Genomic DNA, 12080 nt, shown 5'->3' with positions numbered 1-12080 from the left:
TGTGGCACGGTGCGGTGCCACGGCCTCAGCGACCGAAGCGGCGGTCGCGGTCGGCATAGTCGCGGATCGCGCGGAGGAAGTCGACCTGGCGCAGATCGGGGCCGAGCGCCTCCACGAAGTAGAACTCGCTGTGCGCGCTCTGCCACAGCAGGAAGTCACTCAGGCGCTGCTCTCCGCTGGTGCGGATCACGAGATCGGGATCGGGCTGCCCGCCCGTGTAGAGGTGCTCGCCGATCATCTCGGGCGTGAGGTGTGCGGCGAGGTCTTCCATCGTGCCGCCGGAGGCCTCGTGCTTCGTGATGATGCTGCGCACCGCGTCGACGATCTCGTTACGACCGCCGTATCCGACCGCGAGGTTCACATGGAGCCCGGTGTGGTCCTTCGTACGCTCTTCCGCAGCGGCGAGGACGGCCGCGAGCTCCGCGGGAAGGATGTCGGAACGGCCCACGTGCTGCACCCGCCAGTTGCCCTCCCGCGACAGCGCCTCCGCGAGCTCGGCGATGATCTCGATGAGATCCGCGAGCTCCGCCGAGTCGCGCTTGCGCAGGTTGTCGCTGGAGAGCAGGTAAAGGGAGACGACCCGCACGCCGAGCTCGTCGCACCAGCCGAGGAACTCGTGCATCTTGGCGGCACCGGCGCGGTGTCCCTCCGCCGGGGTGGCGAAGCCGAGCTGGCGCGCCCAACGACGGTTGCCGTCGATCATCATGGCGACGTGGTGCGGAACGGAGGCCGGATCGAGGTGACGACGCAGCCGGCTGGTGTACAGCCGGTACAGCGGCCCGCGGCCCGGGCTCTCGCGTGACATCACCTACCTACGCTACCCTGCCGTGCGCCGGCGCGCGGCGTGCGGATCCCGCGGGCATGTGCCGTCGACGGCATGCGACGCGGCTTAGAGTGAGGGCGTGAGCACTTCCGACGAGCCCGGCACCGATGTCCCCAAACTGCCGCTCCTCGAGGCGGCTGCCGCCGATGCGGCGACCGAGATCAAGCCCACCTGGCGCGGGTGGATCCATGCGGGCACGTTCCCCGTGGCGATCGCGGCCGGCGTGGTGCTGATCGTCCTGTCGCACGGCGCGCCGGCCAAGTGGGCCGCGGCAGTCTTCATGGCCACGTCGCTGCTGCTGTTCGGCAACTCGGCGATGTACCACCGCTTCAACTGGCGGCCGCGGGTCAAGGTGATCCTCAAGCGCATCGATCACGCGAACATCCTGCTGCTCATCGCCGGCACGTACACGCCGATCGCGACGCTCGCCCTTCCCCCGGACAAGGGCGCGCTCCTGCTGATCCTGGTGTGGAGCGGGGCCCTCCTCGGGATCCTGTTCCGCGTCTTCTGGATCAACGCGCCCCGGTGGCTGTATGTCGCGCTCTACCTGCTGCTGGGCTGGGCGGCGGTGATGTACATCGTCGACCTGCTCAACGCGAACGTGGCGATGATGGTGCTGGTGATCGTCGGCGGCCTGCTCTACACGGGCGGGGCGATCGTCTACGCGCTGAAGAAGCCCAATCCGTGGCCCGGCCATTTCGGCTTCCACGAGATCTTCCACGTGTGCACGGTGCTGGCGTTCCTGTGCCACTGGACCGCGTGCCTGCTCATCGCGCTGGAGCCGCTCTCCCCCTCGCTCGGCGCCCCGTGACGCCGCAGTGAGGCGTCAGCGGCCGTCCGGTCGCCCGTCGTCGCTCGCGTCCTCCGGCGCCGCGGTCGACGCGTCGTCCGCGTCGGGTCCGGCCTGCGCCGCCTGCGCGGCCTGCTCGGCATCCAGTTCCTCGCGCACCTCTTCGCGATACCGCACGCGGCGGATGCGGCGGTTCATGTCCCAGATGAGCAGGATGACCGCGAGGACCACCACGACGATCGCGGCGAAGCCGACGAATCCCGGGGTCACGGCCTCCGGCGCCACGGTCATGGAGGGCGTGGGCATCGGAGTCTCGGACAGAGCACGCATGAATCGGCCTTTCGTACGCAGGTCGCATAACCTGGTATCACCAGCCTAACGACCGGAAGACCCTCCCTGTGACGACCGCCACCGAGCTCGACGAACGCTACGGCCGAACCCGACGCCGCCGGCTCCCCTGGATCATCGCCGGAGCGATCGCCCTGGTCGTCGTCGGCGCCTTCGCCTGGATGACGGTCGCGCAGTCGATGAGCTCCGTCGACGCCGACGACCTGGGCTTCGAGCTCGTCGACGAGCACGCGGTCGACGTGCGCTTCCAGGTGACCGGCGTGCAGGGCAAGGACGTCGTCTGCGTACTCGAGGCGCTCGACGAGGAGTTCGGAGTGGTCGGCTGGAAGGTGGTCGAGCTGCCCGCCACGGATCGTCACTCGCAGACCCGCTCGGAGCGCATCCCCACGGTCGCGGAGGCCACGACAGGTTTGGTGAACACCTGCTGGGTCGCCTAGACTGGGGGCAGACAGACGACGCCCCGGCCCGTGCCGGGGCGTCTTGGCATATCCCCCGCGGTTGCTCGGCGGGATCCCGATAGAAGGAGCTTCGTCATGTCCACGGACGCTCAGGTTCCGTTCCTCACGCAGGAAGCGTACGACCGGCTCGTCGCCGAGCTGGAGCACCTCTCCACCGTCGGCCGCGACGAGATCGCCAAGCGCATCGAGGCCGCCCGCGAGGAGGGCGACCTCAAGGAGAACGGCGGCTACCATGCCGCGAAGGACGAGCAGGGTAAGCAGGAGGCGCGCATCCGCACCCTGGAGAGCCTGCTGAAGACCGCGAAGGTCGGCGAGGCGCCCGCCAGCCGCGGCATCGTCGAGCCCGGTACGGTCGTCACCGCGGTCGTGGCCGGCGGCGAAGAGGTCTTCCTGCTGGGCAGCCGCGAGATCGCGGCGGGCAGCGACCTCGACGTCTACAGCGAGGCGAGCCCGCTCGGACAGGCCATCCTGGGCCTCAAGGTCGGCGAGAAGTCGTCGTACGAGGCGCCGAACGGTCGCGCCATCAGCGTCGAGATCGTCAACGTCGAGACCTACACGGGCTGAGCCCCCGCGAACGACACATCGCCCCTCGTCCACACGGACGAGGGGCGCTGTCGTGTGCGCGGGTGGCTCAGTCGAGCACGACGAGGGGGGCGAAGCCCGCGCGCCGCAGCGTGTCGAGCGTGTGCTCGGAGTGCTCCGGTCCGCGCGTCTCCACGCTCAGCTCGAGGATGACGTCGCTGATCTGGAGACCGTGGCCGTGCCGGGTGTGCATGGCCTCGATGACGTTCGCTCCCGCCTCGGCGATCAGCTCCGACACGCGGGCGAGCTGGCCCGGCCGGTCCGGCAGAGGGATCCGGATCGTGAGGTAGCGCCCCGAGGCGGCGAGGCCGTGGGCCACGACGCGCTGCAGCAGGAGCGGGTCGATGTTGCCGCCGGACAGGACGGCCATGGTCGTGCCGTTCGGCGACACCTTGCCCGCGAGGATCGCCGCGACCCCCGCGGCCCCCGCCGGCTCCACGACCACCTTCGCCTGCTCCAGCAGCAGGACGATCGCGCGCGCCAGGTCGTCGTCGGACACCGTCACGACCTCGTCCACGAGATCGCGGATGATCCCGAAGGGCACGTCGCCCGGACGCGCGACCAGGATCCCGTCGGCGATGGTCGGCCGCGTGACGATGTCGACCGGCTCCCCCGCCTCCAGCGACGGCGGCACGGCAGCGGCGTTCTCGGCCTGCACCCCGATCACCCGGACGGTGCGGCCGAGCTCCGCCGCGCGCGCCTTGACCGCCGCCGCGACGCCCGCGATGAGGCCGCCGCCGCCGATGCCGAGCACGACCGTGTCGACCTCGGGCGCGTCGGCGAGCAGTTCGAGGCCGAGCGTGCCCTGACCGATCACGACGTCGCGGTGGTCGAACGGGTGGATGAGCACGGCCCCGGTGCGCTCGGAGAACTCCGCGGCCAGGCGCAGCGAGGTCGCCACCGTCTCGCCCTCCAGCACGACCTCGGCACCGTAGCCGCGCGTGGCGAGGAGCTTGGGCACCGGCACGCCCAGCGGCATGAAGATCGTGGCGGGGATGCCGAGCGCCTGGGCGGCCAGCGCGACCCCCTGCGCGTGGTTGCCCGCCGATGCCGCGACGACGCCGCGCGAGCGCTCCTCCGCGCTGAGCCGGGAGAGCCGGTACGCCGCACCGCGGATCTTGAACGACCCGGTGCGCTGCAGGTTCTCCATCTTCAGCAGCACGGGAGCGCCGAGGGCGTCGGAGAGGGCCCGGGAGGGCAGGGTCGGCGTGTGCGAAATCACCTCAGCCAGACTCTGAGCGGCGTGCTCGAACTCGGTCAGGCTGGGGACTTGGCTCATCGATTCCTCCGTGTCCGCTGTCGCGGGACTGTGCTCCAGATCAGGTCTCCGCTCGGACCGACGCCGGTGCGCCACGAGCCCGAGCTGATGGTGACCGCGGCGACGTTCACGAACGCCGCCAGCGGTACGGCGAACAGGGCGCCGGGGATACCCGCGATCATCGCTCCACCCGCGACCACGAGCACGACGGCGAGCGGGTGCACCTTGACGGCCGAGCCCATCATGATCGGCTGCAGGATGTGTCCCTCGATCTGCTGCACCGCCAGGACGACCACCAGCATCCACAGCGCGATCCACGGGCCGTTGTAGACGAGCGCGAGGAACACCGCGACGGCGCCGGTGACGACCGCACCCACGATCGGGATGAACGAGCCGAGGAAGACGAGCACGGCGACCGGAAGCGCGAGCGGCACCTGGAGCAGGAACGCGCCGAGTCCGATGCCGATCGCGTCGATCGTCGCCACGAACAGCTGCGTGCGGGCGTAGTTGACGATGGTCGCCCAGCCGTTGCGCGCGGCCCCGTCGACCGCGGGACGAGCGCGACGCGGGAAGACCTTGAGCGTCCAGCGCCAGATGCCGGCGCCATCCGCGAGCAGGCAGATGAGGATGAACAGCGCCAGCAACGCGCCCGTGGCCACGTGACCGACGGTCGTGCCGATCGCGAGGGCGCCGGTCCACAGCAGTTGCGCCTGTTCGGAGATGAGGTCGAGACCCTGCTGGAGATAGTCGGCGATCTGGGTGTCGGAGAGGTTCAGCGGCCCGTCGTGCAGCCAGACCTGGAACTGATCGAACGCCTCGGTGGTGCGCTGCTGGACGTCGGGCAGCTGCTCCCTGACCTGCCACACCACGAGCCACATGAGACCCGTGACGATCGCGACCGTGCCGATCAGCGAGATCGCGATCGCGAGCCAGCGCGGCACGCCGCGCCGCAGCATCCACGAGAAGGCCGGCCACAGCAGCGCCGTGATGAGGATCGCGACCATGAGCGGGATGACGAGGAGCTTCAGCAGCATCACGAGCCAGATGAAGACGCCGATGGCTGCCGCGATCAGCAACAGGCGCCAGGCGTAGCTCGCGGTGATGCGCAGCGGCAGAGGCACGGCCTCGTCGGCCTCGGTGGTCACGGTCCGGTCGGTGGACACGGGGCGCGGACGGAACAGATCGCGCAGCCGGGGTCGCTGGTCCTCGCTCATCGCCTCAGTCTACGGTCATGCGGTATGCCGCTCGGCGCATCTACCCCGCGAGAGAGATGTCCGACACCGGCGTTACGCTGGCGGCGTGACCGACTCCCTCAGCTCCGCGCAGGCACGCCGCATGGCACTCGCCGCGCAGGGGTTCACACGCGCGCGACCCGCTGCCGTCTCCAACCGCCACCTGCACCGCGTGATGGAGCGGCTCGGAGTGCTGCAGATCGACTCGGTCAACGTGTTCGCCCGGTCGCACTACCTGCCGCTGTTCTCCCGGCTCGGCGCGTACGATCCGGCCCTGCTCGACCGGCTCTTCCTGTCGCGCACCACGCACTACGTCGAGTACCTCGCTCACGAGGCCACGTTCATCCCGGTCGAGGACTGGCCGCTCTGGCGGTTCCGCATGGACGCGTTCCGCCATCGCTGGGCCGGCGAGGACTCGTGGCTCAGCACCAACGCCCGCACGGTCGCGTGGGTGCAGGCGGAACTGCGCGACCGTGGCCCGCTCCGCCCCGCCGACCTGCGCGCCGACGCTCCCCGCGAGCGCGGCACATGGTGGGACTGGGACGAGGTCAAGCTCGCCCTCGAGCACCTGTGGCGCACGGGAGACGTGGCCGTCAGCGGGCGGCGCGGCTTCGAGCGCACGTACGCCCTGGCGGAGCACGTCATCCCGGAGCACATCCGCGCGCGCGACGTCTCCCGCGACGACGCGATCCGCGAGCTCATCCGCCGCGCGGCCCGCTCGAGCGGCGTGGCGACCACGTCCGACCTCGCGGACTACTACCGCATCCGAGACCGCGCCACCATCGGCAGGGCGATCGCCGAGCTGGAGGACACGGGCGAGCTGCTGCCGGTGCGCGTGCGGGGATGGGAACGCGCCGGTCGCCCGCTCCCCGCGTGGCGCCACCGCGATGCCGTTCTCCCCCGCCGCGTCGAGGCGGCCGCGATCCTCACGCCGTTCGACCCCGTGGTGTGGTTCCGCGAGCGCGCGCTCCGCGCCTTCGAGCTCGACTACCGCATCGAGATCTACGTGCCGGCGGCCAAGCGCCGTTACGGCTACTACTCCCTCCCGGTCCTGGTGGGCGACCGCATCGTGGCGCGGGTCGACCTCAAGGCCGAGCGCGCCGGCTCCACGCTGCAGGTGCAGTCGGCGTGGTGGGAGCCGCAGGCACGGCCCGACGACGCGGAGGCGATCGCGCGGGAACTGCGGCTCGCCGCCGCGTGGCAGGGGCTCGAGCACGTGTCGGTGTCGGGCTGGGGAGATGCCACCTCCGCGCTGCACGACGCCCTGGCGACGAGCGACGGGGCACCGGTGCGGCGGCACGTGCACGAGCGGGAGGGCGCGGCGTGAGCAGGCGCCTCCGGTGGGCGGCGGCGATCGCCGCGGCGGTCGTGGTGGCCGCCGTCGGAGGCTGGATCGTGTTCGCGTCGCTGCGGTCGCCGTCACCGGATGAGGCGGCCCTCGCCTACCTGCACGCGGTGGAGTCGGGCGACCCGAAGGCGGTCGAGGCGACGGGCGCGGAGGTCAGCGCGACGGCGCTCGCGGCGCTCGATGGGGCGACCGAACGCATCGCCCGGCCCGCCGTGACCGGGACCCACGGGACCGGCGAGAACCGGCGCGTCGAGGTGTCCTTCCGACTCGGCGGTGAGGAGCACGACGCGACCCTGTCGATGAGCGCGGTGAACGGTCGCTGGGTCGTGGACGGCTCGTGGCTCGGTGCGGTCACACCGAGCACGACGGCCGGCACCGCGGTCGCGATCGGCGCAGCGACGCTCCCCGCCGGCGACGAGACCGTCCTGCTGCCGGGCACCTACGCGGTCGCGGCGGCCCCGGCCGCTCTGCTCGAGGGGACCAGCGAGGTCACGGTGCTTCCCGGCGAGACGACCGCGGTCGAGGTGGACGCCTCCCTTCGACCCGAGGCCACGGAGGCCGCGCAACAGCACCTCGACGACCACCTGACGGCGTGCACGACTCCGGCGCCCTCTCCGCCCCCGGGCTGCGGCATCCGGCTCCCGTGGGGGCTCGAGTTCCGCGACGTGAGCGAGGTCCGGTATCGGATCGAGCAGCAGCCCACCGTCACGCTCATGACGGACGGCTTCACCGCGGCAGGCGGCGTGCTCGTCGCCACCGTGACCGGGACGGGACAGGACGGAGCGCCCCGCACCACCACCTACCGCACCGACGACTGGAGTCTGCGGGGCGACGTCGATTTCACCGCGGAGGGGCTGCGGCTGACGGTGTGGTGAGCGCGTGCGTCAGAACTGCACGCGCGGGGGCTCGGAGATCGCGCCGCTGTCGGCGACCTCGAAGAACTCGCGCTCGGTGAAACCCAGGCCCTTCGCGAAGAGATTGTTGGGGAAGACCTTGATCTTGGTGTTCAGCTCGCGCACGCCGCCGTTGTAGAAGCGTCGAGCCGCCTGGATCTTGTCTTCCGTGTCGACCAGCGACTGCTGCAGCTGGAGGTAGTTCTGGCTCGCCTGCAACTGCGGATAGGCCTCCGCCACGGCGAACAGGCTGCGCAGCGCCTGCTGGAGGTGTCCCTCGGCGATGCCGGCCTCACCGGGGCCGCTCGCGGTGAGGGTCTCGGCACGCGCCCGCGTGACGTTCTCGAACACGGCCTTCTCGTGCGAGGCGTAGCCCTTGACGGTCTCGATCAGGTTGGGGATGAGGTCCGCTCGGCGCTTGAGCTGAACCGTGATGCCGCTCCACGCCTCGTCCACGCGCACGTTGAGCTGCACGAGCGAGTTGTATGTGGCCCAGAGATAGATGCCGACGAGCAGGATCACCCCGACGACGATCAGTACCGGCACGAGCCATTCCATCAGAGCCCCACCCTTCCTCGTGTTTCTCTCATCCTAGACGCGCAGGCTGCGCGTGGACTGGGCGCGTCAGCCGCCGGCCGCATCACGCGCCGAGCACCCGGTCCAGGTAGCGGTTGGTGAAGCGCCGTTCGGGGTCGAGCCGGTCCCGCAGCCCCACGAAGTCGTCGAACCGCGGGTACACCGCGCGCAGCGACTCCGCGTCCTGCGTGTGCAGCTTCCCCCAGTGCGGCCGGCCACCGTGCTCCCTCATGATCCGCTCCACGGCCTCGAAGTACGCCGTGGGATCGGCGCGCCAATAGCGATGCACGGCGATGTAGGCGCTGGCGCGCCCGTGTGCCGTGGAGAGCCAGCGGTCGTCCGCGGCGGCGAAACGCACCTCGATCGGGAACTCGATCCGCCAGCCGCGGTCCGCGATCAGCTGCTGCACCGCGCGGAAGGCGGGGACGACCGCGTCCGCGGGGATCGCGTACTCCATCTCGCGGAACCGCACCGTGCGGCTCTGGGTGAGCACCCGGTGCGACAGATCGGTGTACTCGCGATCGCCCGTGAGCCGGACGGCCAGGCGGCTGAACGGCGGCGTGACCGCCGGCACCAGCTGACCGGCCGCACACACCACGCGGTACACGCCGTTGGAGAGCAGACTCTCGTCCACCCACCGGCCCACGACGGGCAGCGGCTTGCGGACCGTCGACTCCGGAAGCCGCGTCTGCCGCTTGGTGAGGGCGACGTCGGTGTGCGGGAACCAGTAGAACTCGAAGTGGTCGGACGCGGCGACACGCTCGTGCACGGACGACAGCACGTCGTCGAGCGGCACGGGCTCGTCGATCGCGTGCAGGACGAACGACGGGACGCACTGCAGCGTCACTTCGACGATGATGCCCAGAGCCCCGAGACCCACGGCCACCGCGGGCAGAAGTTCGGGCTGGTGCTGCTCGTCGATCCGGAGGAACTCGCCCGCGGCCGTGATCAGCGTGACGCCGACGACCTGGGTCGCGAGCCCGCCGAACGTCGCACCGGTTCCGTGCGTGCCGGTCGAGATGGCCCCGGAGATCGACTGCCGGTCGATGTCGCCGAGGTTCTGCATCGCCAGGCCGTACGGCGCGAGCAGCCCGGGGATCCGGTGCAGGCGGGTACCGGCGAGGAGGCTCACACGTCCGGATGCGGCGTCTGCGGACACGAGCCCCTGCAGGTCGTCCAGTTCGAGCAGCACGCCGGGGGCGACGGCGATCCCGGTGAAGCTGTGGCCGGCGCCGACCGCCTTGATCGTCAGGCCCTGCTTCGCGGCGGCCCGCACGGCGCGCTGCACGCCCTCGGGGCTGCGCGGGCGCTCGACGCGGACGGGACGCACCGACGCCGAGCGGCCCCAGTTCTGCCAGGTGCCGCCGATGCGCGTCACAGGAACGCCTTCCCCTCGCCGCGGTACGTCGGCAGCTCGTCGATGACCTCGTCGCCCGACACCAGGTGATAGCGGTCGATCCGCTCGGCCGGCTCGCCGCTCTTCGCGTGGCGGAACCAGACCCGATCGCCCACGCCGAGCGTCGCGGCGTTCGGCCCGCGGAGGGGGGTCTGCACCTCGCCCGCGGCCTCCCGAGGCAGCGTGCGGAGATCCGCCGGCCACACCGGGAGCGGCTGCCGCGAGGCCACCGCGGGCCCGGAGGCGATCCAGCCACCGCCGAGCACGGTCGCGATGTCGGCCGCCGGGCGCCGCACGACGTCGAACGCGAACGCGGCGGCCGGCGCGGGCCGGAACGAGCGGTAGCCATCGAACAGATGCCCGCCGAGCAGCCCGCTTCCCGCGCTCGCCTCGGTCAGCGACTCGTCGCTGCCCGTGAACTCGAGCGACCCGGTGCCGCCCCCGTTGAGGAATTCCAGGGGTGCGACGGCGCTGACCGCCGCGGCGATCGCCGCCCGGCGCTCGCGCAGCTCCTCCCGCGAGCGCGACTGCACGAGACGGATGAGCGGGGCGTCCGGACCCGCGTCGTCCCCCTGACCGGCGATCTGCGCGTCGTACATCTGCAGGCCGACGAGCCGGAACCCCGGACGGGCCGCGACCTTCCTCGCGAACGCGGCCACCTCACCCGCGGAGAACAGGGCCGAACGCCGCACGCCGATGTGCCCCAGCAGCGGCGAGCGCCACGAGGCATCGACGTCGATCGCAACACGCAGCTCGGGACGAGAGCCCGGCCCGGCGACACTGTCGATGAGGTCGAGGTGCACCAGATCGTCCACCATGAGGGTGATCCGTCGGGCCGCGGCCTCATCGGCGACGAGCCGCGCCAGGGCGGCGCGGTCGACCGTCGGGTAGCCGAGGACGATGTCGTCGTGCGTCTCGGCGAGCCACAGCGCCTCCTCCAGCGTGAACGCGAGGATGCCCCGGAAGCCCGGCAGCCGCAGTACGGCATCCAGCACCTCCCGCACCCGCACCGACTTGGAGGCGACGCGGATGGGCAGACCGCCCGACCGCACGAGGAGATCCATCGCGTTGTAGCGGAGGGCCTCCCGGTCGATCACCGCCACCGGGGCGGGCAGATGGCCCGTGGCGGCCGAGAGTCGGGGCCAGTATCGGCCGGGATCCTCCCACTCGGGAGCGACCGCGGCGGCGCCCTGGACGGGGCTCAGTTCATCGGTGAGGTCGAGCACTCCCCCACCCTACGGCCTGAGCGCACTCGGGTTCACCCCTCCTGACACCGCGTCGCAGAGGGTGCGGGGGCCGCCGTTCGCCGGCGCTAGGCTGGCGACGCGGCCCCCGTAGCCCAATGGCAGAGGCAGGCGACTTAAAATCGCCTCAGTCTGGGTTCGAGTCCCAGCGGGGGCACCGGACCCGAGGGTCAGCGCCCGAACAGGTCACCGATCCCCGGGACACCCAGATCGCCCAGGCGGTCGCCCCAGCCCGTCGCGGTCTCTCCGAGGCCGGACACCGCGTCCCCCGCCGATCCCAGGAGATCCCCGGCGCCGCCCGTCAGCGCCTCGACATCGACGCCGGATACCAGCGCCTCGACGTCCAGGCCCTCTGCGAGGGCGCCGAAGTCCACGCCGAGCGATGCGGCCTGGTCGAGCAGCGGCGCGGCGACCGCGCTGACCACCGCACCGCCGGCCACGACGCCGAGCAGACCGACGGCGGCACCACCCGCCGCGACGGCAGCCCCGCCGGCCCCGACGCCGCGCGCGCGGGACAGCAGACCGCGCATCCGTCCCGGTCGCATCGCCTCCGCCCGCCCGGCCGCCCTGGCCAGATCGTCGGGAGCGGACGACCGCGGCCGCTCGCCCGCGGGGAGCTCCTGCTGCATGCGCGCCGCCACGACCTCGCGCTGCTGCGGGGTGAGCCGCGCGAACGCCTCGCGGTGGAGCTGCTCGATGCGCTGAGGATCGGCCGTCTGCATCAGGTAGTCGTACCGGGCGATCGCGGCACGATCCTGCGGGGAGAGCGTGGATCCGCCGTGGTGCGGTGCGGGCGGCGACGCGAAGGCCCCCGCGGGTCGTGTCCGGTCCTGGACGCGACGGGCGGTCGCGTCGTGCGCGGGCGGCGGCGCGTACGGGTCGCCCGGTCGTGCAGCGGACGGCGAGGCGTCGCGGGTGCCGCGCACCTGGTCGACCGCACCGCGGATCATTCCGCCCCAATCGGTGGACTCCCGCCCCGTGTCCCCGGGCCGCCGCGAGGATGTCGCGCCGCCCGTGTCGAGCGCGTCGGAGGCGAGGCGGATGAGTCGGGAGAGCTTTCCCATGGTGATCCCTTCGTGGGGCGGGCCACCGGGAGGGTCGACGTCCAGCATCGGCAGGGGTCTCCGGGCAG

General features: G+C 71.8%; 13 protein-coding genes and 1 tRNA gene. 6 read left to right on the top strand and 8 right to left on the bottom strand.

The genetic code is table 11. The annotated features are described in order from the left end of the window. Positions 1-25: 25 nt before the first annotated feature. Positions 26-805, bottom strand: a complete 780-nt coding sequence (locus KZC56_RS10845) for an isoprenyl transferase (protein WP_136033529.1) — start codon at positions 803-805, stop codon at positions 26-28. Positions 806-902: 97 nt separating this feature from the next. On the opposite strand from KZC56_RS10845, the gene trhA reads away from it, so the two are divergent. After that, on the top strand, positions 903-1634 hold the full coding sequence (gene trhA, locus KZC56_RS10840) for a PAQR family membrane homeostasis protein TrhA (RefSeq protein WP_136033462.1): 732 nt from the start codon (positions 903-905) through the stop codon (positions 1632-1634). 15 nt (positions 1635-1649) lie between these two features. Here the strand turns inward: trhA and KZC56_RS10835 are convergent, their stop codons facing one another. Continuing rightward, positions 1650-1919: a hypothetical protein gene (locus KZC56_RS10835; RefSeq protein ID WP_308194352.1), complete on the bottom strand. Its 270-nt coding sequence runs from the start codon at positions 1917-1919 to the stop codon at positions 1650-1652. 92 nt (positions 1920-2011) lie between these two features. On the opposite strand from KZC56_RS10835, the gene KZC56_RS10830 reads away from it, so the two are divergent. Beyond that, entirely contained in the window at positions 2012-2398 is a 387-nt protein-coding gene (locus KZC56_RS10830) for a DUF4307 domain-containing protein (protein WP_136033458.1), read from the top strand. Between the two features lie 96 nt (positions 2399-2494). Then, a complete protein-coding gene (gene greA, locus KZC56_RS10825) occupies positions 2495-2983 on the top strand; it encodes a transcription elongation factor GreA (RefSeq protein WP_136033456.1) in 489 nt (162 codons plus the stop codon). Between the two features lie 67 nt (positions 2984-3050). Here the strand turns inward: greA and ilvA are convergent, their stop codons facing one another. Beyond that, complete coding sequence (gene ilvA, locus KZC56_RS10820; RefSeq protein WP_136036902.1) at positions 3051-4280, bottom strand: threonine ammonia-lyase; 1230 nt, start codon at positions 4278-4280, stop codon at positions 3051-3053. Next, positions 4277-5473 (bottom strand): AI-2E family transporter, encoded by a 1197-nt coding sequence (locus tag KZC56_RS10815; RefSeq protein WP_136033452.1) that lies wholly within the window; start codon positions 5471-5473, stop codon positions 4277-4279. Before KZC56_RS10815 ends, ilvA begins: the two co-directional genes overlap by 4 nt. An 85-nt stretch (positions 5474-5558) precedes the next feature. On the opposite strand from KZC56_RS10815, the gene KZC56_RS10810 reads away from it, so the two are divergent. Together KZC56_RS10810 and KZC56_RS10805 are read left to right on the top strand one after the other, a co-directional pair. Next, positions 5559-6818, top strand: coding sequence for a winged helix-turn-helix domain-containing protein (locus KZC56_RS10810; protein WP_247638550.1), 1260 nt, complete (start codon positions 5559-5561; stop codon positions 6816-6818). Further along, positions 6815-7714: a hypothetical protein gene (locus KZC56_RS10805; RefSeq protein ID WP_247638549.1), complete on the top strand. Its 900-nt coding sequence runs from the start codon at positions 6815-6817 to the stop codon at positions 7712-7714. The genes KZC56_RS10810 and KZC56_RS10805 overlap by 4 nt, the downstream gene beginning before the upstream one ends. A gap of 9 nt (positions 7715-7723) precedes the next feature. On the opposite strand, the gene KZC56_RS10800 is transcribed toward KZC56_RS10805, so the two are convergent. The 3 genes from KZC56_RS10800 to KZC56_RS10790 form a co-directional block, all read right to left on the bottom strand. Further along, positions 7724-8290, bottom strand: a complete 567-nt coding sequence (locus KZC56_RS10800; protein ID WP_136033446.1) for a LemA family protein — start codon at positions 8288-8290, stop codon at positions 7724-7726. An 82-nt stretch (positions 8291-8372) separates the two neighbouring features. Continuing rightward, the gene (locus KZC56_RS10795) at positions 8373-9686 is read right to left on the bottom strand and encodes a D-arabinono-1,4-lactone oxidase (RefSeq protein WP_247638548.1); all 1314 of its coding nucleotides are present in this window, start codon (positions 9684-9686) and stop codon (positions 8373-8375) included. Beyond that, positions 9683-10930 (bottom strand): alanine racemase, encoded by a 1248-nt coding sequence (locus KZC56_RS10790; RefSeq protein ID WP_247638547.1) that lies wholly within the window; start codon positions 10928-10930, stop codon positions 9683-9685. The genes KZC56_RS10795 and KZC56_RS10790 overlap by 4 nt, the downstream gene beginning before the upstream one ends. Positions 10931-11032: 102 nt before the next feature. On the opposite strand from KZC56_RS10790, the gene KZC56_RS10785 reads away from it, so the two are divergent. Next, positions 11033-11105 (top strand) — tRNA-Leu (locus KZC56_RS10785). A 13-nt stretch (positions 11106-11118) separates the two neighbouring features. Here KZC56_RS10785 and KZC56_RS10780 read toward each other — a convergent pair. After that, positions 11119-12012 carry a cation-transporting ATPase gene (locus KZC56_RS10780; protein WP_247638546.1) on the bottom strand — a complete coding sequence of 298 codons (894 nt, stop codon included), beginning with the start codon at positions 12010-12012 and terminating at the stop codon, positions 11119-11121. Positions 12013-12080 lie beyond the last annotated feature (68 nt).

The sequence above is a fragment of the Microbacterium sufflavum genome, from assembly GCF_023091155.1.
GTDB lineage: Bacteria > Actinomycetota > Actinomycetes > Actinomycetales > Microbacteriaceae > Microbacterium > Microbacterium sufflavum.
The sequence above is the reverse complement of the archived record's forward strand: the minus strand, read 5'-3'. Positions and strand labels throughout refer to the sequence as shown.

What these genes read in the sequence shown, in the direction of transcription:
- KZC56_RS10845 (WP_136033529.1), bottom strand. Translation starts at nt 805, where the DNA reads ATGTCACGCGAGAGCCCGGGCCGCGGGCCGCTGTACCGGCTGTACACC.
- KZC56_RS10835 (WP_308194352.1), bottom strand. Translation starts at nt 1,919, where the DNA reads ATGCCCACGCCCTCCATGACCGTGGCGCCGGAGGCCGTGACCCCGGGA.
- greA (WP_136033456.1), top strand. Translation starts at nt 2,495, where the DNA reads ATGTCCACGGACGCTCAGGTTCCGTTCCTCACGCAGGAAGCGTACGAC.
- ilvA (WP_136036902.1), bottom strand. Translation starts at nt 4,280, where the DNA reads ATGAGCCAAGTCCCCAGCCTGACCGAGTTCGAGCACGCCGCTCAGAGT.
- KZC56_RS10815 (WP_136033452.1), bottom strand. Translation starts at nt 5,473, where the DNA reads ATGAGCGAGGACCAGCGACCCCGGCTGCGCGATCTGTTCCGTCCGCGC.
- KZC56_RS10800 (WP_136033446.1), bottom strand. Translation starts at nt 8,290, where the DNA reads ATGGAATGGCTCGTGCCGGTACTGATCGTCGTCGGGGTGATCCTGCTC.
- KZC56_RS10780 (WP_247638546.1), bottom strand. Translation starts at nt 12,012, where the DNA reads ATGGGAAAGCTCTCCCGACTCATCCGCCTCGCCTCCGACGCGCTCGAC.